Below are 22,882 nucleotides of genomic sequence, written 5' to 3'. Positions count from 1 at the left end.
ACCAAAATGATTCTCTTAAGATACTACAATAAATTCCTTTATACTTTGGTATACTTTAGGATCTTGTAAAGAATGGTCTAAGTTTTTTGTATAAATAAGCTTTGCCTTATTTTGCTCTAATGTTTCATGTAATGCTTTACAAGATTCCAAGGGAATTACTTCATCTTCCTTATCGTGAATAATAAGGGTATCTTGGGTAATGCTCTGTGCAAATACATGGCCTGCATATTGAGACATATTTCTACCTATGATGTTTTCTAAATAAGCAGTAAAGTCTTTTTGAAAACTAATGCTATAGCCCATCATCTGATAATAATTATCCACAATATCTTTAAAATTATCCAAACACCCCATAATTACCACTTTTTTCAAAGCTGGATTACTAGTGCTAGATAATGCCTCCAATAAAGCAAAAGACCCCAAAGAATGAGAAACTACTGCACTTGGATTGTATTGTGTTAGAACCTGTGAAATTAATTGGGAATACTGGTATACGGATAATTCTTTACCTTCACTTTTTCCTTGCCCCATAGCATCTATGGCAATAATTCTATAATTATTAGGCAAATAATTTACCAAAGCTTCCCACCTACTAGAATTACTTTGCCAACCGTGGATTAAGACAATAGTATGAATAGGCTTTTTTGTGATATCCCAAATATAACATTGGATGGATAGCTTATCAAAGGTAATATTTTGCAAAGTTGCCCTTTGTAAAAAATCGGGTAATTCCCCTTGCAATTGTCCCTTTAAAGGAGTTGAAAATAATCTATAAGCTATCTTTATACTTGCCTTACTATTAAATACACTGCATATATTTAACAAAGTACCAATTAGCTTCTTCATAGGTTACAAAGTAAAAAAAGCCTCTTTAAGTAGAGGCTTTTTAATTTATTATATACTTGCAATAATCGCATCGATTTTTTCTTTTTCTTCTTCCGCTAATGCACTGTCTACTAAAATACGTCCACTGTGCTCATCGGTAATGATTTTTTTACGTGCTGCAATTTCCACTTGTGTTTGTGGAGGGATAGTAAAGTACGATCCTACAGATGCACCACGCTCAACAGAAACAACTGCTAAACCATTTTTAACACCATTTCTAATTCTATTATAAGCTACAAGTAAACGCTCTTCTACGTCTAATTTGAACTCTTCTGATTTTTGCAAAAGCAAATTCTCTTCGCGTTCTGTCTCAGCCATAATATCACTTAACTCTTTTTGTTTATGTGATAAGTGCTCTTCTCTAGCAGATAAACGAGTTTGTGTTTCAGAAATATTACTTTTTTTGAACTCAATGCTAGCTTTCATTTCTTTAATGTGCTTTTCTGCTAGTTCAATTTCAAGATTTTGGAATTCAATTTCTTTTTCTAAAGAATTAAACTCTCTATTGTTCTTTACTTGATTTTGTTGCTCAGTATATTTCTTAATGGCTTCTTTGAACTCTTCGATAGAACCTTTTTTCTCTTTGATTCCTGTTTCAATTCCACTTAAATCAGTGTTTAACTTTTCTAAGCGTTTGTTTAGTCCAGCAACTTCATCTTGTAAATCTTCCACTTCAAGAGGCAATTCTCCTCTCATATTTCTAATTTCGTCAATTCTAGAGTCAATTAATTGCAAATCATATAGAGCTCTTAATTTCTCTTCAACGGTTAATTCTTTTTTCTTTGTCATCTTATAAGTAGTTAACTGGATTCGTATTTACTGTTGATAAAATAACTGCAAAAGTAGTGATTTTTTTTGAAAGATATTCAACTATATAATTTTTTGTAAACCTTTCACTCTCAAAATGACCTATATCCGCTAAAACAAGCTGGTTATCAGCCTGATAATAATCGTGATATTTTAAATCTGCAGTAATAAATATATCGGCATTTTGCCCAATGGCATCCTTTATTGCAAAACTTCCCGAGCCGCCAAGTACAGCTACTGTTTTAATTGGCTTATTTAAAAGCTTGCTATAGCGTATACCACCGCAGGTTAATTCTTGTTTGACTAATTCTAAAAAAGCCATTTCATCTACAGGTTGGTCTAACTCTCCAATCATTCCCATTCCTACATTTTGAAGAGAATTCTCTAAAGTATACAACTCATAGGCTACTTGTTCATAACTATGGGTGGTAAATAAAGCCTTTAAAATAGCGCTTTGTAAATGTTTTTCAAAAACAACCTCTAATTTAACTTCTTGTTCTTGCTGTAGTACCCCTACTGTTCCTATTGTTGGATTACTTCCTTGTTTAGGTAAAAAGCTGCCCATACCTTGAGAGGTAAAACTACAACTTTCATATCCATCTATATTACCTGCACCTTTATCAAAGAGTGCCTGTCTTACTTTATCGATATCCTTTAAGGGAACGTAGGTAACTAATTTTTTGATATAATTTTGCTTAGGTAATAAAATACGAGTGTTTTTAACCCCTAAAACATCACATAAAACTTTATTTACTCCAAGGTGGTGATTATCTAAGGCTGTATGAATAGCATAGATAGCAATATCGTTTTTTATAGCCTTTATTAGTGCTCTTTGCACATAATCCTTTCCAGTTAGCTTCTTTATACTAGAGAACCAAATAGGGTGAAAGCATACAATAAGGTTACATCCCTTTTCTATAGCTTCCTCTACCACTGTTTCTAAGGCATCATGCGCCACTAAAACAGAAGTGATTTCTTGATCGTAATCCCCTACTAAAAGCCCTACATTATCAAAACCTTCTGCATAACCTAAAGGCGCTAATTCTTCTAAGACACCAATAAACTCTTGAATCTTCATGGTAAAAAAATATAAATCTTATTTGTGTTAATCAAATCACCTACAAAGGTAGCTAAAAATAAAGCAGCCTTAAAATTACAAAACTAGCTCTTTTGCCTACTTGTTTTAAAAACAACCTATTTTCAAATCTAGATTGATTGCTTTGTATTATAGGATTTGTATGTACTAAAATAAGTAAAAACTTTTTTATAATCTACTTTATAAGCCTAGTTTAAAAACAAAACTAGAACTTTCTTACATCTACTTTAACCTTATCTTAGAAGTGGTCAGTCTTAAAGCATTAGGGAATTTAAGTAGGGAAAACTAAGTAGTACACATCAAAAAATCGCTAAAACAACTCTATATTTGCATTTGATTTAGCAGTCTACTTTATCCATGACGGGGTAGCTTAAATATATAAGCAAACCCTTTTAAGTATAGCTTAGCCTTAGTATGTATTACAGTTTAAAAATATTAACTCTATGTCTTTTTTATTAAAATTACTTTTCCCATTTGCCCTTATTTACGCTTTGATTACTTCTTTGCGTACTTTCTTATATCAAAAAGGTGTTTTTAAACGACATAGCTTTAAGGTTCCAACTATTGTGGTGGGCAACTTAAGTGTAGGAGGTACAGGTAAGACTCCTATGGTGGAATATTTAATTCAACTTTTGAAGGACCATTATAAGGTAGCTACACTATCTAGAGGGTATAAACGAAAAAGTAAAGGTTTTGTACTTGCCAATGAGCATACCACCATGGAGCAAATTGGCGATGAGCCTTTTCAATACCACCAAAAGTTCAAAGATATCTTTGTTGCAGTAGACAATAAGCGAGTAGAAGGGATCCAAAATATTTTAAAACTCCAACCCTCTACCCAAGTAGTTGTACTAGATGATGCTTTTCAACATTTAGCCCTAAAGGCTGGGTTATATATTATGCTTACCCAGTATAATGATTTTTTCTATGACGATCATATTCTTCCCTGTGGTAAATTAAGGGAGGTAAGAAACGGATATAAAAGAGCAGATATTATTGTGGTAACAAAATGTCCAAAAGATTTAAGTCAAGAGAATCAGAGACATATCCGAAAAAAATTAAACTTGCTTCCGGGACAATTGTCTTTTTTTACGTATATTGAATTTAGTAAAATTGCAAAGAATAAAAGAGGTTCAATTTCCCTGGAGGAATTTAAAAAATCAGACTTTATTATGGTTGCAGGTATTGCAAAGCCCAAAAGTTTCTTTGATCACTTAAAAGATCAAAATACTATTTGTATGAGTTTTGCCGATCACCATAATTTTACTCCAAAAGACATTGAGCAAATTTTACATCAAGCAAAAGATAAAAAGATTATCACCACAGAGAAGGATTATGTCCGATTAAAGGATTTAATTCCCTGTGAGCAATTGTATTATTTACCAATTCAAAGTTCTTTTATTGCCCAGCAACAAGACTTTGACAAATCCATTTTAAACTATGTGGGAACAAGTACAACAAACGGTTAAGTATTTAAGTGAAAGAACAAATTTTCAACCTGAAATAGGAATTGTCCTAGGGTCTGGATTAGGAAATTTAACTGCTGATATTAAAATCGAGCATGAAATTCCATATGAACAAATTCCAAATTTCCCAGTTTCTACTGTTGAAGGACATAAAGGAGCTTTAATCTTTGGAACCATTGGAGATAAAAAAGTAGTTGCAATGCAAGGACGCTTTCATTATTATGAAGGATATGATATTAAAACAACTGTATTTCCAATTCGAGTGATGAAGTTTTTAGGAGTACAAACTTTAATTGTTTCTAATGCTTCAGGAGGTGTTAATCCTTCTTTCAAAATTGGAGATATTATGATTATTACCGATCATATTAACGCCTTCCCTGAACATCCTTTAAGAGGAGCAAATGATGAGCGCTTTGGACCTCGTTTTGTAAACATGAACCAAGTGTATACTCCTTATTTAATTGATAAAGCCAAAGATATTGCCTCAGAGTTAAACATAGATTTGAAACAAGGTATTTACTACGGTTTACAAGGACCTACCTTTGAAACTTTAGCAGAATACAAAATGGTGAAAGCCGTTGGTGCAGACTGTGTAGGAATGTCAACTGTACCAGAGGTAATTGTTGCTAGACATATGTCTATGGATGTATTTGGTATTTCTGTAATCTCTGATATGGGAGACGAAGAAGGAATAGCAGATGTAAACCATGAAGAGGTATTAAAAGCCGTACAGGCAGCAGAGCCAATTGCTCGTAAATTAATTACAGAATTAGTATCTGCTATTTAAACAAATAAGTTTATAAAGCTTAGTTATAAAACCAAAAGTGGCTATAGAAAATCAAATGATTTCCTATAGCCACTTTTTTATATACCTTATATCTACAGAGCCTTAACTGTAAAGACTGTTTAGTAAAATACTAATCGATAATTTGCATTTTTTTCATGATAAAGGTAGCATTCTTATTTTGGCAAACTCCTTCTCGAATTTTGTAATCGAAAAACAAATCTTCCTGTTTTATCTCTACCTCAAAACATTTATTAGTAAGAATCTGCGGGTAGTTGTAAGTTATATTACATACCTCTAAATCATGGGTAGCTATAATACCGTAGGTCTTTTGGGAAATTAGCTTTAAAATAACCCCAATCGTCCCGCTTTGCTTATCCTCGGAATTGGTACCTCTTAAAATTTCATCCAGTAAAACAAAAGTTGGCTGCTTTTGACAAGCTTTGATGATTAATTCTAGGCGTTTTACCTCAGCATAAAAATAGGATTCACTATCTTTTAAAGAATCGCTTACCCCCATAGATACATATAAAGGCAGATCCATAAAACTAGCAGAACTAGCACAAATTGGAGCTCCCATTTTAGCCAATACTAAGTTCACACCAATGGTACGTAAAAAAGTACTCTTACCCGACATATTACTACCAGTTAAGATTACAAAACGCTCTTTATCAAAACTAATATCGTTACAAACCCTTTTTGAAGGATTTAATAGTGGATGGCCCAAATCAGTAAAAAACATCTGTTTGTCTTTACTTAAAGTAGGAAAACAAAAATCCCTATTATTATAAGAGAAGTTAGCCAAAGAGTTTAAGGCTTCAATTTGCCCCACACTATTTATACTAGATAATAAAATATCCGCATTATCCTTTTTGAAATGTAACAACTTTTGTAATACGTGTATATGGTATTGCCCAAATCCATTAAAGAGCACCATTACAAACAAATTATTTACCGTTTCTAAGCGTTCAAACAAATGATAAAGGGTTTTAATCTTTTTACTGGCCTTACTACCTCCTTTGGTGAATTCTTGTAAATAGCCTTGCATTTTTGGGGTGGTGAAGGATTGTCTTTCCACTAAATCCAAAATAGCACTATAACTATTAATGGTTTTAGATAAGTCATCACTTCCTCCTAATTGTTTTTGAATTTCCCTAGTCTTAGATATAGAAAGTAATAAGTTTATACTAAATAAAGTAGATATGATATACCCTAGGGCTATAGATTCTACAAAAAAGTATATCCCTATACAAGACCATAATAAAATAGGACATATATAGGCTAGAGCCATAGTAGTCTTATTTTGTAGTACAACTGGAATATTTTTCCATTTTACAATCTTCTCATAGGCATTTTGATCTAAATCACACATGGAGCTAAAGGCATTGATTTGCTGTCTCCATTCAATTTTTTGACTTAGTTCTTTAATGGCTTTTTGATTTTGTTCAATTTCTTTAGCAGCTACTCCATTTTTAAGCAGCTTGCTTAATTCTACCTTACCAATATAAGAAGCCGTTCTATTGAGGTACTCAAACAAGCTCTTAGAGCCAAATAGATCTAAGTCGTAACTAAAGGCATGGCTAGGATCTATAAACTCTTTACCATCATCAAAATCAGCTATTCCATTTTTTACAAAATCTAATTCCTTTTGATTGACTTGTAAAAGAGCATGGGCGTACTGCATTTTCCATTTGTATTGAAGATGGAGCTTTAGAAAAACGACAAAAACTACTATAAAACCAAGACTAAAGTACATATAATAGAAGTCTTCTCTAGCCAGGGCTAAATAGAAGAAATAAAGTATAGCAAGAAAAACCACTAAACGGCAACTAGCTACAACTTTATATTTCTTTCGTATTTTATCGTATTTTTTTTCAAATAATTCAATATTCTTACTATAAATTCCCATAATATTTTTTGGTATTAGCACTTATATAAGTACATAAGCTCTAACAAATATAACCTAAAAACAAAACAAAGCTAAAAAGGGTAAACTATTTTATTATAAAAAGGGAGCTTTAAGTATCGTTATGGTAAACATAAAGTAAAAAAAAAGCGGTAATACAAAAGTTTACTTCTGTATTACCGCTTTTTTAACCAGTTGGCATAATTTATTTTGCCAAAGCTGCTTTTCTTTCTCTTGCTAAAAGAGTATTTTTAAGTAGCATAGCAATAGTCATTGGTCCTACTCCACCAGGAACTGGTGTAATAAACGATGCTTTTTTGCTCACTGCTTCAAAATCTACATCTCCAACAATAGCATATCCCTTTGGAAGGCTTGGGTCAGCAACTCTAGTGATTCCTACATCAACAACAGTTACTCCTTCTTTTACCATATCTGCCTTTAAGAAATTAGGAACACCTAAAGCAGATACAATAATATCAGCTTCTTTAGTGATACTTGCTAAGTTCTCTGTACGACTATGCGTTAGAGTAACAGTTGCATCTCCAGGATTTCCTTTTCCAGATAAAAGGATACTAATTGGACGTCCAACAATATGGCTACGACCAATAACAACTACATTTTTTCCGCTTGTAGGTACATTATACCTTTTTAAAAGCTCCATGATTCCATAAGGAGTCGCAGGAAGGAAAGTTTCCATATCTAAAGCCATCTTTCCAAAGTTAGTTGGATGGAATCCATCTACATCTTTATCTGGGTCAATAGCCATTAAAACTTCCTGTTCACAAAGATGTTTTGGTAAAGGTAACTGAACAATATATCCGTCAATATTTGGGTCTTGGTTCAATTCTTGGATTTTAGCCATTAATTCCTCTTGGGTAATATCTTTGTCTAAAGCCACTAAAGTAGATTCAAAACCAATTTGTTGACAAGATTTAACTTTACTTCCAACATAAGTAAGACTTGCCCCATCATTACCAACAATAACAGCAGCTAAATGAGGAACTTTTTCTCCTCTTTGCTTCATTTGTTGAACCTCGTGTGCAATTTCTTCTTTAATATCCGAGGATACCTTTTTACCATCTAGTAGTTGCATGTGAATAATAATTAGTGTGTGTATGTTAAGTGTGTATATGTACGGTTATTTATTACCTTTAAAAGGTATAAAAGCGAAAAGGTTTAAATTTCCTTCGAATTTTAAACCTTCCCACTGGTATTTTTATTGCATCCCCTTAAGGTTGCCCATCATTCTCATTAAGTTTTTACCCTTTGATCCCTGCATCATTTTCATCATTTTGCTCATTTGATCAAATTGCTTAAGCAATTGATTCACTTGCTGAATGTCCGTTCCGGATCCTTTAGCAATACGGGATTTACGTTTTGCATCTAAAATAGAAGGCTTGCTTCTTTCACTAGGTGTCATCGAGTGGATGATTGCCTCTATATGTTTGAAGGCATCGTCTTCAATTTCTACATCTTTCAAAGCTTTTCCAACTCCAGGTAACATACCTACTAAGTCTTTCATGCTTCCCATTTTCTTAACCTGTTGGATTTGGGATAAGAAATCGTCGAAACCAAATTCGTTTTTAGCAATCTTCTTTTGGATTTTACGCGCTTCTTCCTCGTCGTATTGCGCCTGAGCACGTTCTACTAAGGAAATAACGTCTCCCATTCCTAAGATACGGTCTGCCATACGTTCTGGATAGAACAAATCAATAGCATCCATTTTCTCTCCTGTACCAATAAATTTAATTGGTTTATTTACAACAGATTTAATAGAAATAGCAGCACCTCCACGAGTATCTCCATCTAATTTGGTTAAGATAACCCCGTCAAAGTTTAATCTATCGTTAAAAGCTTTAGCAGTATTCACAGCATCTTGTCCTGTCATAGAATCCACCACAAATAAAGTTTCGTGTGGTTTAATGCTTGCGTGAATATTTGCAATCTCGGTCATCATTTGCTCATCTACGGCTAAACGCCCAGCAGTATCCACAATAACTACGTTAAACCCATTGCTTTTAGCGTAAGAGATAGCGTTGTTTGCAATTGCTACAGGATCATTATTATCCTTTTCTGAGTAAACCTCTATACCTAATTGATCTCCCACTACGTGTAACTGATCAATAGCTGCAGGACGGTAAACGTCACATGCTACTAATAAAGGTTTTTTATTCTTCTTAGTCTTTAAAAAATTAGCAAGTTTTCCGGAAAAAGTAGTTTTACCAGATCCTTGTAATCCAGACATTAATATAATAGAAGGAGTCCCCGATAGGTTAATACCTGCAACTTCACCCCCCATTAATTGAGTTAATTCGTCTTTAACGATCTTAATCATCAATTGTCCTGGTTGCAAAGTGGTTAAAACATCCTGTCCTAAGGCTTTCTCTTTTACCCTGTTGGTAAATTCTTTGGCAATTTTAAAGTTAACATCGGCATCTAATAGTGCTCTTCTTACCTCTTTAAGAGTATCAGCTACGTTAACTTCTGTAATTTTACCATGTCCCTTAAGGATATGAAAGGCTTTATCTAATTTATCACTTAAATTATCAAACATATCGGTATTGATTTAATACTTTTCAAAAGGCCAAAGATACTATATAAGTAGATAAGACACAAAGAGCCTAGCCAACAAAATAAACTTTTTTACAAGAATTATTCTTTTTAGGTGTTTTCCTAGGACTAATATGTAGTAAAAAGAGGGTTTTTCTGTCCATTATCTTAAAGCTAAACCCCCTTAGTAATATCTTAATTGCGCTTATATGGAATACAAAAAGCCTAATGCTTTTTATTAATTGTGTATTTTTGCCCTTTAATTCATGTAAATATGTCTTGTACTTTACCCCTATTTAGGTCTTTCAAAGCCGATATTTCTAGTTTTGAACTACCTGAAAAGTTTACTTATCCCTTCTTTTACCAACCTGATCCAATAAGTGTTTTAGCTAGCCAAGAGCTAATGCAGGAATTAAAAAACGATCCACAAATAAATGCTTTGTTCGACCCAGAGTCTGCAAAGGCTTTGCCTTGTGGAAAAATGTTTGGAATATTAGTGGTAAAAGACCCTCAAGGAAAAATTGGCTACCTAGCAGGGTTTTCTGGTAAACTAGGTCCTTTTACTCACGTAGAAGGTTTTGTACCGAGTATTTTTGATCTCTATAATAAGGAAGGGTTCTTCCTTCAAGAAGAACTTGTATTAAATCAAATCAACCAGCAAATTAGCTTACTTGAGAAACAATCTAATTTAGACACCTTAGAACAAGAGCTACAGCTTTCTGTGGAAAAAAACGCTAGAATAATAGAAGATAAAAAACAGGAATTAAAGCAATTAAAACAACAAAGAAAGCAACTACGCCTTTCACAAAGACCGCTTTTAACACAGGAACAATTTGCCTATTTAGAAGAGGATTTAGTGAAACAAAGCCTTAGAGATAAACATCAATTAAGAGTTTTAACCCAAGATTGTCAAAAGCAAATACAAGATTTAGAGGCGATAATTGCACAGCAAAAAGCACCTATTGAAGCCTTAAAGGAGTCAAGAAAAAACAAATCCAATGCCCTTCAACAAAAATTATTCAAACAATACCAATTTTTAAATAATTTAGGACAAACTAAAGATCTCTTGGATATCTTTAAGGATACTGCTTTTAAAAAACCTCCAGCAGCAGCGGGAGATTGCGCAGCACCACGCCTTTTACAATACGCCTATGCTCATCAAATGCACCCCATTGCTATGGCGGAATTTTGGTGGGGAGAATCTCCTAAGAGCGAGATTAGAAAACACCTTAATTACTATCCTGCTTGCAAAGGAAAATGCGAACCTATCTTAAACCATATGCTACAGGGATTAAGTGTAGAGGATAATCCTTTACTAGAGGTAGCCAATATAGAGGCTGAATTAGAGATTGTTTACCAAGATCAGGATATTGCCATAGTAAATAAACCTCATGAATTCTTATCTGTCCCTGGTATCTATATAAAGGATTCTGTTTTTACACGTATGCAAAAGCTATTTGGAAAAACCGATAGTCCCCTTATTGTACATCGCTTGGATATGGCAACTTCTGGTATTTTAATTATTGCCAAAACCAAGAAAGCCCATAAAGCTTTACAAAAACAATTTTTAGAAAAAACAGTAGAAAAAACCTATGTTGCTCTTGTGGAAGGTCATCCAACTTACCAAGAATCTCTTATAGACTTACCATTAATTTTAGACATAGAGGATAGACCCCGACAAAAAGTATGTTATACCCATGGAAAGCCAAGTCTTACAAAATGGGAAATAGTGGCAAAAAACCCAACCAATACAAAGGTGTTATTTTACCCTATCACAGGTAGAACTCATCAATTGAGAATGCATGCTAGTCATCCCTTAGGATTAAACTGTCCTATAGTTGGTGATGACTTATATGGAACCAAAGATAATAGACTTTATCTACACGCAAAAAAGATTACTTTTATACACCCAACTACCAAAGAAGTAGTAAGCTTTGAGATAGAAGAAGATTTTTAAAGCTAATTTTTGTAACTTTAACTCAAAATCCCCCATTATGCCCGATAAGAAAAGACAACTATCCAAACATAAAAGAATTGCAACAGGACTGTTTATTGCCATGGCAATAGTCTACCTAGCTATGGTATTTTCTATTAAGTATGCCCCTTCTCCATGGATGGGCTATGTGAAAGCATTTGCAGAAGCGGCCATGGTAGGAGCATTAGCAGACTGGTTTGCAGTTACTGCTCTTTTTAAACACCCAATGGGCCTTAAAATACCACATACTAATTTAATTGAGAACAGTAAAAATACCATTGGTGATAATCTTGGGGACTTTGTGACGGATAACTTTTTGACCTCGGAAAATATACGTCCCTATATTAAAAAAATAGACCTAGCAAGTTTGATTGGAAATTGGCTAGCTGTAGAAAAAAACCAAGACTTAGTAGAAAAGGAGATGTGCCTATTAGCACGTAAGATTGTAATAGATCTAGACAAGCAAAAAGTTACAGACTTTTTATATGTAAAGGCCCAAAATGCCCTTGAAAAGATTGATTTTCAATCTATGCTTAGCCAGGGCTTGCTTTATGCCATAGAAAACCAAGAGCACGACCGTCTTTTAGATGTTATTTTACCTAAAGTACAGGTATATGTACAACAAAATAGAGATCAAATCTACCAAGCTGTAATTCAAAGAAAACCTATACTAGGCTTAATTGGAGGAAAAGCTGTGACTAATCAACTTATTGAGGGAATCATAACTTTCTTGCAAGATGTAAAAGACACACCAGAGCATAAAATTCGCCAAGAAATAACTTTGCGACTAGAGCTTTTAGCCCACGAAATAGAAACTAGTGAGAAATGGAAGGATAAACTAGATCAAATTGTTGCTCAATTTATCTCCCCAGCTACTTTAGACGGCTATATACAAGACTTTTATTATTCTGCCAAAGATTTAATTTTAAAACAATTAGACAATAAAAATGGGGCTTTGCGTACCTATATCAAAACTAGCTTAAATAAAGTAGCCTTAGATTTACAAAACCAAGTAGAATTACAAACTAAAATTAATGCATGGGTACAACAAACGGTGTATCGTCTTGCTTTGAAAAACACCAAAGAAGTAGGTGAATTAATTCGAAATACAGTAGATAAATGGGATGGTAGAGAACTTAGTGATAAATTAGAGTTAGAAGTGGGTAAAGACCTACAATTTATCCGAATCAATGGAACATTAGTCGGAGGACTAGTGGGATTACTTATCTTTATTATAACTACTCTTATTCTTTAAACCTAAAGGAGTTTACTATACCAAAAAGCGGTCTCTGATGGCTTGAATAAACAATTTACTCACATTGGGTTGAGTAGCCTTTAGGTAATCGAAATATTCTAAAAGCTCTATTTTCCTATCCTTACTCAAATTAACACTAGAGGTGGCCACAAAGGTATCATAGGAAATATGTGCTGCACAGATGTATTCAAATAAATATTGCTTACCTCCTCTTTGTAAGAGCTCTTGAATAAAAAGATGGAAATAAGGATGTACTTTAAAGTTAAGTTGTGTAGTCCTACCCAAGGCTATAAATAAATCCTTCAACAATTCTAAGTCAACACTTTGGATCTCAAAGTAGACTTGTTCGGCAATTTGCATGCGGAAAAACAAATTGGTATCCTTAAATTTCGATCCAAACTTCCCATTCCAATCTAAGTCCAAATAAGGCGCATCTTGGGTATTGTAATTGTGGATAAACTCTTGAAGATTGGCTCTAGGTATAGACATAGTTGTTGTAAGGTGTGGCAATATATAAGGTTCAAAATAAGTAGATATACTTTACTTATAAATAGTAAATATCTGAAAAAGAAAGAATAGAAAAAAAAACAGTTGTATTAAACAACTGTTTTTTTTTTATTCTATGTAAATGCTTTTTTACTCAAGGTGTGCAATCAAACCTTCTAAATCTAGTTCTACTTGTTCTGAAGTAGCTAAGTTTTTCAATGTATAGGTGTTTTGTTGCATTTCTTGGCTTCCCACTAAAACAGCAAAGCCAATTCCTTTTTTATCAGCAAATTGGAACTGCTTCCCAACTTTTGCTTTATCAGGGTAAAGTTCTACTTTAATTCCTTTATCTCTTAAAGCCATTGCAGCTTTCATGGCATAACTCATCTCTTGTTCTCCCATGTTTAAGAAAAGAACTTTACTTGAAGCGCTAACTTGCTCAGGGAAAAGACCTAATTCCTCCATTACTAAGTAAATACGGTCTAGACCAAAAGAAATTCCAACCCCACTCATATCTTTTAAACCAAAAATACCTGTTAAGTCGTCATAACGTCCACCACCACCGATAGATCCTAATTTCACTCCCTCAGGTGCTTGTACTTCATAAATGGCTCCAGTATAGTAATTTAAACCTCTAGCTAGAGTAACATCTAAGTTTAAAATAGCACTTTGAAGTCCAATTTGTTGGATTTGTTTACCTACAAATTCCAATTCTTCCACTCCTTTTAATCCTATTTCTGAAGTGCTTAAAAGCTCTTTTAATTGTTCTATTTTTTGTTCAAAACTTCCTGTGAAATGGAATAAAACTTGTACTTTTTCGATTGCATTTGGATCAATTCCCTTTTCAATCATTTCCTTTTTCACTCCGTCTTGACCTATCTTATCTAATTTATCTAAAGCTACAGTGAAGTCAATTAATTTATCACTTGCACCAATTACCTCAGCAATTCCAGATAGGATTTTACGGTTATTTAATTTGATTGTTACTCCTTTTACTCCTAAGCTTGTAAAAACTCTATCGTAAAGACTAACAAATTCAACTTCTTGCCAAAGTGAAGTACTACCAATTACATCAGCATCACATTGGAAAAACTCTCTATATCTACCTTTTTGAGGTCTATCTGCTCTCCAAACAGGTTGGATCTGATAACGCTTAAAAGGAAAGTCAATTTCATTTTGGTGCATTACAACGTAACGTGCAAAAGGCACCGTTAAATCATAACGCAATGCTTTCTCACTAATTTGATTAGTTAGTTTAGCACTGTTTTTTTGCTCTAAATATTCTGTATCTGCTTTAGATAGGTAATCACCTGAATTTAGAATTTTAAAAATCAAACGATCACCTTCTTCCCCATACTTACCTAAAAGGGTATCTAAGTTCTCAAAGGAAGGAGTTTCAATGGGATGGAAACCAAATTTCTCAAATCCATGTCGAATAGTTTGCATAATGTATTGTCTTTTTGCCACTTCCGTTGGAGAAAAGTCTCTTGTTCCTTTTGGAATCCCAGGTTTTTTTGCCATTTTTATATCCTTAAATTATTGATTCTTTTGGCAAAAATACACCTTTTTTTTATAACCCCACTGCTCCTATATACAGATAAATGCACCATAGAGGCTACTTATAACAAAAGGACAAATACTCTTTTTAATATAATTGAATAATTTCCTTACATTTAGGTGTAACTTTTTTATAAAAACAACTACATATAAGTATGTGGAAAATTGCATTTGAAAATATTAACATCGCCCTAGGTAGTATTCGCGGACAATTAACGCGAACCTTAATCACTGTATTTATTATAGCCATTGGTATATGGGCATTAGTTGGAATTCTAGCTATGGTTAGTGCTTTAAAAAACACTTTGATAGAGGATTATTCCTCTATGGGAGCCAATACCTTAACCATAGAACAATACAGTGCCAAGCAGAGAATGAGAAATAATGATACTAAAAAGGTAATTAATCCCATTATCAGCTATCAACAAGCGATGGATTTCAAAAAAAATTATCACTTTATGTCCTCTTTAGTGTCTTTATCTTTTAATGCTGGATCCAATTTGGAGGTAAAAAGCTTAACGGATAAAACAGATCCCCAAGTTGGCGTTACCGGAGTGGATGAGAATTATCTTTCCAATAGTGGATTAATAGTACAAGAAGGAAGGGCATTTAGTTATACCGATATTTCCTCCAATCACTATGTATGTGTTGTTGGAGCTGACTTTGCCACTGGTTTATTTAAAAACCAAAATCCTTTGGATAAAACCATTTCCGTAAGAGGATATAAATTCAAAATCATTGGAGTATTGAAACCTCAAGGTAACTCCTTTGGCAATAATGAGGACCAACAGATATACATTCCTCTTGGCATTGCTAGATCTGTTTTTAACCGTGGAGATATCAACTATACTATTAAAATTTCTGTGGCTAAAGACGGTTTCTTAAACCTCGCTGAGGATAGTGCTTTAGCTGAATTTAGGAATATTAGAGGTCTTTCCCCAAGTGTAGAAGATAATTTTGGTATTGAAAGAAGTGACGATATGATGCGCTCTATGTTAAAGGGAACCGAAACTTTAAATATGGCTGCATGGCTAATTGGCCTAATTACCATCTTAGGCTCCTCTATTGCCCTTATGAATATAATGTTGGTATCTGTAACGGAAAGAACCAAAGAAATAGGTATTAGAAAAGCCTTAGGAGCAACAAGAAGAGTAATTGCTTGGCAATTCTTTACAGAGACTATTATCATTGGTCAATTAGGAGGTATATTAGGAACAGCTCTTGGAATACTAACTGCTTTAGGACTAGCAAAAGTAATGTCTTTCTCCTTTACTGTGCCTTACCAAGCCATCATCGCGGCCTTTATCACAACTTTTATTGTAGCGATTATCTCTGGATTATACCCAGCTTTAAAAGCATCTAAGTTAGATCCTGTAGAAGCTTTACGTTACGAATAACTCCCTTAGTAATAAGCAGATAAATCAAAGCCTAAAATAGCATTAAACTTGGTATACTCTTGATCCAATGGCGCTCTTAATAAAATTCTTTCTTTGGAATAAGGATGGGTAAATTCTAATTCCAATCCATGAAGAAACATGCTTTTTAGTCCATAGGTATCTAACCAAAGTTTGTTTTGCTTATTACATCCATGTGGTCTACTACCTAAAATAGGATGAAAAATATGCTTAAAATGTTTGCGTAGTTGGTGTTGCCTTCCTGTAATGGGATGAGCTTGTACCAAAGAATAACGAGAGGTAGGATGGGTTTTACTCTCTAAGGGTATCTCTACTTGCTGTAAGGTAGTAAAAGTTGTTAGAGCATCTTGTTTTTTACCACTATCATTAGTTAGTGCATAATCGATTTCTCCCTCTTTTGGAGTAAACCCTCTAACAATAGCCAAATAAGTCTTGTTCACCTCTCTAGTGGCAAAGTTCTCATTTACTATTTTTAAAGTCTCTTTATCCAAAGCAAACAAAAGAACCCCGGAAGTTTTCCTATCCAAACGATGTACTGGATATACCTTCTGTCCTATTTGATCTCTTAGAATTTGCACTGCAAATTCTTTAATATCACTGGCAATAAAACTCTTGTGTACCAATAAATCTCTAGGTTTATTGATTGCTACTATATACTGGTCTTGATAAAGAATCTCTAACATTAGGCAAAGATATAAAAAAAGACCCCTAAAATAATAGCTATTAAAGGAGTCTTGTATAAGGTATATTATATATAGTTACTATATAGTACAGTTTAGTTTTCTAAGCATATCAACATGCATGATACCATCTTCATCATAATCTAAGGAAACAGGTTCAAAACCAAAGCTTCCATAAAATTTCTTCAAATAAACCTGGGCACCAATTTGAATATCTTGAGCGCCAAATTCCTGATCTATTTTCTCAAGGGTAAAATCCATTAAAACTTTACCTAGTTTCTTTTGCCTAAATTCTTTACAAACAGCCACTCTTCCAATGGACATTTGAGGATAACTCAAGCCTGGAGGGACTATACGTGAACATGCAATAATCTTTGGGCCGAAGGTAGCAAACACGTGTAAACAACGTAAATCTTTTGCATCTAAATCCGGGTAAGGACATTGCTGCTCTACGATAAACACATCACTTCTTAGTTGTAATATACCGTAAAGTTCCTCATTGGTTAATTCTTCAAAAGACTTGGTATGCCAGTGAATATTATTCATAGTATTATAGAGTTTTACACCAAAGATACTGCTTTTATAAAGACCGAAGTCCTAAAAACACAGTAATATTTGTCTTTTTTACAGGTGATTTCCCCTTTACTTTAATGGATAAAATTTCTTTTTTAAGGAAGTAATCCCTTTACTTTCTCTAGTACTTCTTCCATAAATAAAGCCTCACTTGAATCTGTAGAGGAATTAGTATTGGCAGATAAGCTAAAATTAGGCTGCATCAATACAGTGATTGCAGGTTTAGGTTCCTCTTCAAAGCGATCCAAACCAGCGAAAAATACCTTTTCTTCGTTTACCAAATCTACTAAAGCAACTTCATTAATGGCTGTAGGATAAGCACAATTAACAATACCCAATAAGTTCTCACATTCTTGGAAATCCTCTGTATCTACAAGATAGTGCTGGTAAAAACGGGGGTGTACACTAATGAAATGACTCTGTTGTAAAACCTCTTTCTTTGTCATAGACTCTAGTTCTACTTTAAAATGTACAGAATTAGGAAGTATATACTCATTGAAAAGTGTACTTACTTGAGGGTCGTGGTATACCACATGCATTCCAAGGGCTAAAGCCTTTTGAGCTACTAACTCCCCTGCACTATTCATACCAATAATTCCTAAAGTTTTACCTGCTAATTCAAAACCATTTTTATAGGAGTCGTGTAAAAACTTAAAACTTGTATCTCCCTCTAAAGGCATATTTCTATTGGATTCTTGCAAAAGCCTTGCGCCACTAAAAAGATGAGCAAACACCATTTCAGCTGTCGCATTACTCAAGGACTCCTCTGGCCATATTACCTTAATCCCATTGCTTTTAGCATAATCCACAAGCTCTAAATCAATATTAGTTGTAGCCCACACTATGGCCTTTATATGTCCTAGCTCATCTAGGGTTTGTTTATCCAAATAAGTACCATTTTCCACCCATAAAACGTCTACTTCTTTGTTTTTGGTGTAAGTAGGTAATTGTTCTAAGGCTACTCTCACCTGTAAAAGCTCAAAACCCATTTGGGTTAAGTGCTCAATCACTTGCTGGCTAGTGCCATCATTTAGTAATATCTTCATAGAAATACTCGTTTTTTTCTCGTTACTATGTATAAAAATAGTTCTTATTTTAATCTTAAGCAATATTAGACCAATGTTTTCATATGGTATAAAACTTGGGTTAATACCTCTACACTTTCTATATCTAAAGCATTGTATAAAGAAGCTCGATACCCACCTAAGGCACGGTGTCCTTTAATATTTACAATACTATTTTCTTTGGCTAATTGATCAAATAACTCCTCTTGCTTTGCATTGGCAAACTTCCATGTAACATTCATCATAGAGCGAGAATCTTTTTGAGCAATACCTTGCAAGAAATCTAGCTCGTCTATAGTGTTATATAAAAGATCCGACTTTAAAAGGTTTCGTTTATGCATTTGTTTTACTCCATTTTGACTTTCTAGCCATTGCAAGTTTAACAAACAGGTATAAATTCCAAACACATTAGCAGTATGATATAAGCTTTTATGCTCGATATGGGCTGCATAATCAAGCATTGCAGGTATATCACTTTTGGCTCTTTGCATTAAATCCTTGGAAATAATAACTACACTGACTCCAGCAGGTCCTATATTTTTCTGAGCACCAGCATAAATTAAATCAATTTCTTGGTAAGGGAATTCCCTAGAGTAAATATCCGAACTCATATCGCAAATACTTGGAATATCCCCTTTTATTATTGGAGGAGCCTTAAATTGGGTTCCATAAATAGTATTATTAGAAGTCCAGTGCACATAGTCTACCTGTTGATCCACATAAACCTTAGAAGGTATAGAAGTATACTGGCTTTGTTTCCCATCTAGTCCAATGTCTACTTGGCCAAATAACTTAGCTTGTTGCATGGCTTTATTAGCCCATACTCCAGTATCTAAGTAACATGCCTTTGTTTTTAGAAAATTATAAGGTACACGTAAGAATTCCATGCTTGCGCCTCCTTGCAAAAACAATACAGAGTACTTCTTATCACTAAGTCCCAACAAAGACAAAGCAAGACTTTGAGCCTCTTCTAAAATCGCAATAAACTCCTTGCTTCGATGAGACATCGATAAAATAGAAACTCCTGTATGGTTGTAATCCAAAATTGCTTGAGCACTTTTTTGATAAACGCTTTGAGGCAACAAACAAGGCCCCGCACTAAAATTATGTACCTTAGTTGTCATTGGGATATAATTTTAAAGATTCAATAAAAACTTCAAAGTATCAACATTATCCGCATAATCCCAAAGCTGAGGCATTTGAGTTTGTCCAAAACCTATACTTCCAGGAATTAAATCATTAGAGACAATGCATTGTATTTTTTGCTCATCTTCTTTGAACTGTTCTTGCAATTGCTCTAAGGAATCATAATACTCATAAAACACACTAGAAATAGGAGAACTATAAGCTGTATCTTCTTTTATGGTTAAAAATCCATTGTCTAGAAGTTTAAATTCACTCATTAAAAACACCGCTTTATTGTAATCATAGTTATTGGCATATCTATCGTAATTGATTACTTCATTATAAGGGTACATTCCTTGGAAAAACAAATCAAAATCATATCCTTTTGGAAGGTATAATTTAGAAACGTTACGACAACCTAAACCAAAATAAGTAAAGATATCTTTTCCTAAAGCGATCAGCTCTTCTGGAGTTTCTTGTTGATTTAATACTGCTACAGAATTTCTGTTCTTGCGAATAATATTAGGTACTTTAGAGAAGTAATACTCAAAATAACGTGCTGTATTATCACTTCCTGTTGCAATAACTGCATCAAAGCCATCTAATTTATCCTCTACAAAAACGATGCGCTGTTTAAACTCCGGAGCTTGTAATTCTAAGAAATGAGCAATAAAAGGTAAAAACTTCTTATCGTTACTAGAAAGTTTAACCATAGCTATATTCCCAGATAATAATACACAAATTACATCATGAAAACCAACAAGTGGAATATTACCTGCTAGAATCAATCCTACTTTCTTTAAAGGTTCCTTAGAGAAATCATAGGCTGAACACCACAAATCCAAATTTTCTTGGGTCAGTGCACTCGCCCAAGATTCCACACAAATTAACACTTGTTCTTTAGTAAACCATCCATTGTGGTGTACTGCCGTATTAATTAACTCCTTGAATTGGTGAAATAACTCTTGCTCTTGTGGGCTTTGAGTATCTATAATTGGCTGCTCATGGGTAAATTGGCTCAAAAAACTTCCTAATTTAACAAAAGCATTTTTTTTAACATCTAAATCCATATTGATTTGTTTGTGAATTGTTTTGGGTGTAAATTTGTAGCAAAGTTAATACATATAATATAAAAATATAAGCTATGGCAATCATTATAACAGACGAATGCATTAATTGTGGAGCTTGCGAACCAGAATGCCCTAATACAGCTATATATGAAGGTGCAGATGACTGGAGATATAAAGACGGTACTGCTTTAACAGGTACAGTTGTTTTATCCGATGGCACAGAAGTAGAAGCTGATGCAGCTCAAGAACCTGTTTCAGATGAATTCTATTATATTGTACCTTCTAAATGTACAGAATGTAAAGGTTTCCACGATGAGCCTCAATGTGCTGCAGTTTGTCCAGTAGACTGTTGTGTACCGGATGACAATCATGTAGAGGATGAAAAAACACTTCTAGATAGACAAGCGTTTTTACATAATCACTAAAAATAGAGGCGATATCCATAAGGTATCGCTTTTTTTGGCTCCTTACTTGACTAAGCCAAAGTTCTTCTCCTTTTTTTATACACTTGTTTTTTTTGGTAAAAGGAGCTAAAAATTCACTTACAAATAATACCCTACCCTATTAAAAATCAATTTATTGCCAATTTTTCATTATCTTTATTAGACAAAACAACCCAAGTAAAAATCAATAAAGATGAAAAAGGAAAACACACTATTAGCCTTTGCTGCACTTTTATCTAGTTCAGCCATTTATGCAGGAGGACCTTCCATTTCCTTATATGGGGGAGGGATTACAATTGGTTCACTTTTAGCGGTATATTTATCTTGGCAAAGAAATCATTCGGTCCTTTGGGCTATCTTACATTTTTTCTTTGGCTGGTTTTATGTCATCTACTATCTTTTGACAAAAAAGTAAGTCCATAGTACAAAAAAGGGGATACTTTTTTAAAAAACATCCCCCTACCAAAAAACTAAATAATGTAAATTACTTACAAGATTTATCCGATGGCCTGTCTCCAAGAAGAGCATAGCCTATTAATGTATACCTAAGAAGAGGATAAATGAAACCTCATCTTATTTAAAAATGCAATAAAATAAATTAGCTTAAGGGCGAAAAAGTGTATTCTAAAACAAGTATACCTAAAAGATAAATATCCTCTTGCTTAAAGTAGCAATAGTACATTTCATTAGTAGTGGTAGTGTAGTTGTTAGATAATTGGCCTTTTATACGCGAAAGCAATATCTTTTGAATTAGAAAAAGGTGTTCTGACTTATACTAGTTTACTTTATTTACAAAGTGATATAGCACTTACAGTTGCGCGACAGTTCGTGATTTACACACGATTCCCCATTTTTTTCTTATTCATTGATTAAGATCCCAACGGAATCTCCTTTTAACATAAGGCCAAGATAGTAATTAATTAGATATACCAAAGGTATAAAGATCATTTTTGCGTTTCTTTTAGATAAGGACTATTTTACTATTGTATACAATACCCAAAAAACCTTACATAAAATATTCTCGGGCTTGGGGTAAAAAAAAGTTTTACAAGCAAATAAGTAGAGCTTTTCATCAATTTTAAGGGGAAAAGCCCTTTAATAGAAAAAAAGCATAAAGGAATGCATCACTCTTTTATCTTCTCTTCTAAGCCAATTAAATTGAAAATTATGTAATCAATTCTTCTTATAGCTATTAATCCATTTTTTTTTGTATCTTGCAACAAGTAAATTCTATTTTTTTTAAACAATACCTTAGGTAAATGTAAATGCTACTTAAACCCGAGAAACAATAAAATTCAATAAAACTGAAAATATTTTTCAAAAAGGTTTTGTAAGAGAAAAAAGACTTTATATATTTGCACTCGGTTTTGAAGCCTGACATTTCAAAGCTGAGTAGAAGAAGTAAAATTTAAGATTTAAAGATAAAAGCAATGAGCAAGAGAACGTTTCAACCATCGAATAGAAAAAGAAGAAACAAACACGGTTTCATGGACAGAATGTCTACACCTAACGGTAGAAAAGTATTAGCAGCAAGAAGAGCTAAAGGAAGACACAAATTAACTGTTTCTTGTGAAACTAGACATAAAAAATAATGTTTTTATAAAACATGGCTAAAGGTGTTACTATTAATGGGTAACGCCTTTTTTTATACTCAATCCAAAAGGATTAACAACAAAAACACAACAAAAGACCACAAACACAGCACTAAACTTACTTTTTTTCCTAAAAAAAGTATTTAACATAAC

General features: G+C 33.6%; 21 protein-coding genes and 1 riboswitch. Of the genes, 8 read left to right on the top strand and 13 right to left on the bottom strand.

Annotated features, from left to right (window positions below):
* Nucleotides 1-15: 15 nt before the first annotated feature.
* From ACYSNM_RS05485 to ACYSNM_RS05475, 3 genes are read right to left on the bottom strand one after another with little or no spacing between them, the layout of a single operon-like run.
* Nucleotides 16-846: an alpha/beta fold hydrolase gene (locus ACYSNM_RS05485; protein WP_461755965.1), complete on the bottom strand. Its 831-nt coding sequence runs from the start codon at nucleotides 844-846 to the stop codon at nucleotides 16-18.
* 48 nt (nucleotides 847-894) lie between these two features.
* On the bottom strand, nucleotides 895-1,674 hold the full coding sequence (locus tag ACYSNM_RS05480; protein ID WP_461755964.1) for a zinc ribbon domain-containing protein: 780 nt from the start codon (nucleotides 1,672-1,674) through the stop codon (nucleotides 895-897).
* 1 nt (nucleotide 1,675) lies between these two features.
* Nucleotides 1,676-2,770, bottom strand: a complete 1,095-nt coding sequence (locus ACYSNM_RS05475; RefSeq protein WP_461755963.1) for a Nif3-like dinuclear metal center hexameric protein — start codon at nucleotides 2,768-2,770, stop codon at nucleotides 1,676-1,678.
* A 461-nt stretch (nucleotides 2,771-3,231) separates the two neighbouring features.
* Here ACYSNM_RS05475 and lpxK point away from each other — a divergent pair, with 461 nt between their 5' ends.
* Nucleotides 3,232-4,257 carry a tetraacyldisaccharide 4'-kinase gene (gene lpxK, locus ACYSNM_RS05470; protein WP_461755962.1) on the top strand — a complete coding sequence of 342 codons (1,026 nt, stop codon included), beginning with the start codon at nucleotides 3,232-3,234 and terminating at the stop codon, nucleotides 4,255-4,257.
* The gene (locus ACYSNM_RS05465) at nucleotides 4,229-5,041 is read left to right on the top strand and encodes a purine-nucleoside phosphorylase (RefSeq protein WP_461755961.1); all 813 of its coding nucleotides are present in this window, start codon (nucleotides 4,229-4,231) and stop codon (nucleotides 5,039-5,041) included. The genes lpxK and ACYSNM_RS05465 overlap by 29 nt, the downstream gene beginning before the upstream one ends.
* A 130-nt stretch (nucleotides 5,042-5,171) precedes the next feature.
* Here ACYSNM_RS05465 and ACYSNM_RS05460 read toward each other — a convergent pair whose 3' ends face one another.
* The 3 genes from ACYSNM_RS05460 to ffh all read right to left on the bottom strand — a co-directional run bounded on the left by ACYSNM_RS05460 (nucleotide 5,172) and on the right by ffh (nucleotide 9,498).
* Complete coding sequence (locus ACYSNM_RS05460; protein WP_461755960.1) at nucleotides 5,172-6,947, bottom strand: MutS-related protein; 1,776 nt, start codon at nucleotides 6,945-6,947, stop codon at nucleotides 5,172-5,174.
* Between the two features lie 202 nt (nucleotides 6,948-7,149).
* Complete coding sequence (locus ACYSNM_RS05455) at nucleotides 7,150-8,037, bottom strand: bifunctional 5,10-methylenetetrahydrofolate dehydrogenase/5,10-methenyltetrahydrofolate cyclohydrolase (RefSeq protein WP_461753630.1); 888 nt, start codon at nucleotides 8,035-8,037, stop codon at nucleotides 7,150-7,152.
* A 123-nt stretch (nucleotides 8,038-8,160) separates the two neighbouring features.
* Complete coding sequence (ffh, locus tag ACYSNM_RS05450; protein ID WP_461753629.1) at nucleotides 8,161-9,498, bottom strand: signal recognition particle protein; 1,338 nt, start codon at nucleotides 9,496-9,498, stop codon at nucleotides 8,161-8,163.
* A 270-nt stretch (nucleotides 9,499-9,768) separates the two neighbouring features.
* Here ffh and ACYSNM_RS05445 point away from each other — a divergent pair, with 270 nt between their 5' ends.
* Together ACYSNM_RS05445 and ACYSNM_RS05440 are read left to right on the top strand one after the other, a co-directional pair.
* Entirely contained in the window at nucleotides 9,769-11,451 is a 1,683-nt protein-coding gene (locus ACYSNM_RS05445; RefSeq protein ID WP_461755959.1) for an RluA family pseudouridine synthase, read from the top strand.
* A gap of 37 nt (nucleotides 11,452-11,488) precedes the next feature.
* Nucleotides 11,489-12,724 carry a DUF445 domain-containing protein gene (locus tag ACYSNM_RS05440; protein WP_461755958.1) on the top strand — a complete coding sequence of 412 codons (1,236 nt, stop codon included), beginning with the start codon at nucleotides 11,489-11,491 and terminating at the stop codon, nucleotides 12,722-12,724.
* A 15-nt stretch (nucleotides 12,725-12,739) separates the two neighbouring features.
* On the opposite strand, the gene ACYSNM_RS05435 is transcribed toward ACYSNM_RS05440, so the two are convergent.
* Entirely contained in the window at nucleotides 12,740-13,213 is a 474-nt protein-coding gene (locus tag ACYSNM_RS05435; protein WP_461755957.1) for a hypothetical protein, read from the bottom strand.
* A 147-nt stretch (nucleotides 13,214-13,360) separates the two neighbouring features.
* Nucleotides 13,361-14,731: a histidine--tRNA ligase gene (hisS, locus tag ACYSNM_RS05430; protein ID WP_461755956.1), complete on the bottom strand. Its 1,371-nt coding sequence runs from the start codon at nucleotides 14,729-14,731 to the stop codon at nucleotides 13,361-13,363.
* Between the two features lie 191 nt (nucleotides 14,732-14,922).
* Between hisS and ACYSNM_RS05425 the strand changes: the two genes are divergently transcribed.
* Nucleotides 14,923-16,164 (top strand): ABC transporter permease, encoded by a 1,242-nt coding sequence (locus tag ACYSNM_RS05425; RefSeq protein WP_461755955.1) that lies wholly within the window; start codon nucleotides 14,923-14,925, stop codon nucleotides 16,162-16,164.
* Between the two features lie 5 nt (nucleotides 16,165-16,169).
* On the opposite strand, the gene ACYSNM_RS05420 is transcribed toward ACYSNM_RS05425, so the two are convergent.
* From ACYSNM_RS05420 to ACYSNM_RS05400, 5 genes are all read right to left on the bottom strand, one after another.
* Nucleotides 16,170-16,865, bottom strand: a complete 696-nt coding sequence (locus ACYSNM_RS05420; RefSeq protein ID WP_461755954.1) for a pseudouridine synthase — start codon at nucleotides 16,863-16,865, stop codon at nucleotides 16,170-16,172.
* A 78-nt stretch (nucleotides 16,866-16,943) separates the two neighbouring features.
* Nucleotides 16,944-17,408, bottom strand: coding sequence for a GNAT family N-acetyltransferase (locus tag ACYSNM_RS05415; protein WP_461755953.1), 465 nt, complete (start codon nucleotides 17,406-17,408; stop codon nucleotides 16,944-16,946).
* A gap of 122 nt (nucleotides 17,409-17,530) precedes the next feature.
* Nucleotides 17,531-18,481 carry an NAD(P)-dependent oxidoreductase gene (locus ACYSNM_RS05410; RefSeq protein WP_461755952.1) on the bottom strand — a complete coding sequence of 317 codons (951 nt, stop codon included), beginning with the start codon at nucleotides 18,479-18,481 and terminating at the stop codon, nucleotides 17,531-17,533.
* A 65-nt stretch (nucleotides 18,482-18,546) separates the two neighbouring features.
* Nucleotides 18,547-19,623, bottom strand: a complete 1,077-nt coding sequence (serC, locus tag ACYSNM_RS05405) for a 3-phosphoserine/phosphohydroxythreonine transaminase (RefSeq protein WP_461755951.1) — start codon at nucleotides 19,621-19,623, stop codon at nucleotides 18,547-18,549.
* Nucleotides 19,624-19,635: 12 nt separating this feature from the next.
* Entirely contained in the window at nucleotides 19,636-20,694 is a 1,059-nt protein-coding gene (locus ACYSNM_RS05400) for an acyl-CoA reductase (protein ID WP_461755950.1), read from the bottom strand.
* A gap of 74 nt (nucleotides 20,695-20,768) precedes the next feature.
* On the opposite strand from ACYSNM_RS05400, the gene ACYSNM_RS05395 reads away from it, so the two are divergent.
* From ACYSNM_RS05395 to rpmH, 3 genes are all read left to right on the top strand, one after another.
* Complete coding sequence (locus tag ACYSNM_RS05395; protein WP_461753618.1) at nucleotides 20,769-21,119, top strand: 4Fe-4S dicluster domain-containing protein; 351 nt, start codon at nucleotides 20,769-20,771, stop codon at nucleotides 21,117-21,119.
* 211 nt (nucleotides 21,120-21,330) lie between these two features.
* Complete coding sequence (locus tag ACYSNM_RS05390) at nucleotides 21,331-21,552, top strand: hypothetical protein (RefSeq protein ID WP_461753617.1); 222 nt, start codon at nucleotides 21,331-21,333, stop codon at nucleotides 21,550-21,552.
* Between the two features lie 323 nt (nucleotides 21,553-21,875).
* A riboswitch (cobalamin riboswitch) is annotated at nucleotides 21,876-22,026 on the bottom strand.
* 541 nt (nucleotides 22,027-22,567) lie between these two features.
* Nucleotides 22,568-22,729, top strand: a complete 162-nt coding sequence (rpmH, locus tag ACYSNM_RS05385) for a 50S ribosomal protein L34 (protein WP_006256972.1) — start codon at nucleotides 22,568-22,570, stop codon at nucleotides 22,727-22,729.
* Nucleotides 22,730-22,882: the final 153 nt, after the last annotated feature.

This window comes from Myroides sp. LJL116, assembly GCF_054871685.1.
This window is presented reverse-complemented; position numbering and strand designations above follow the sequence as displayed.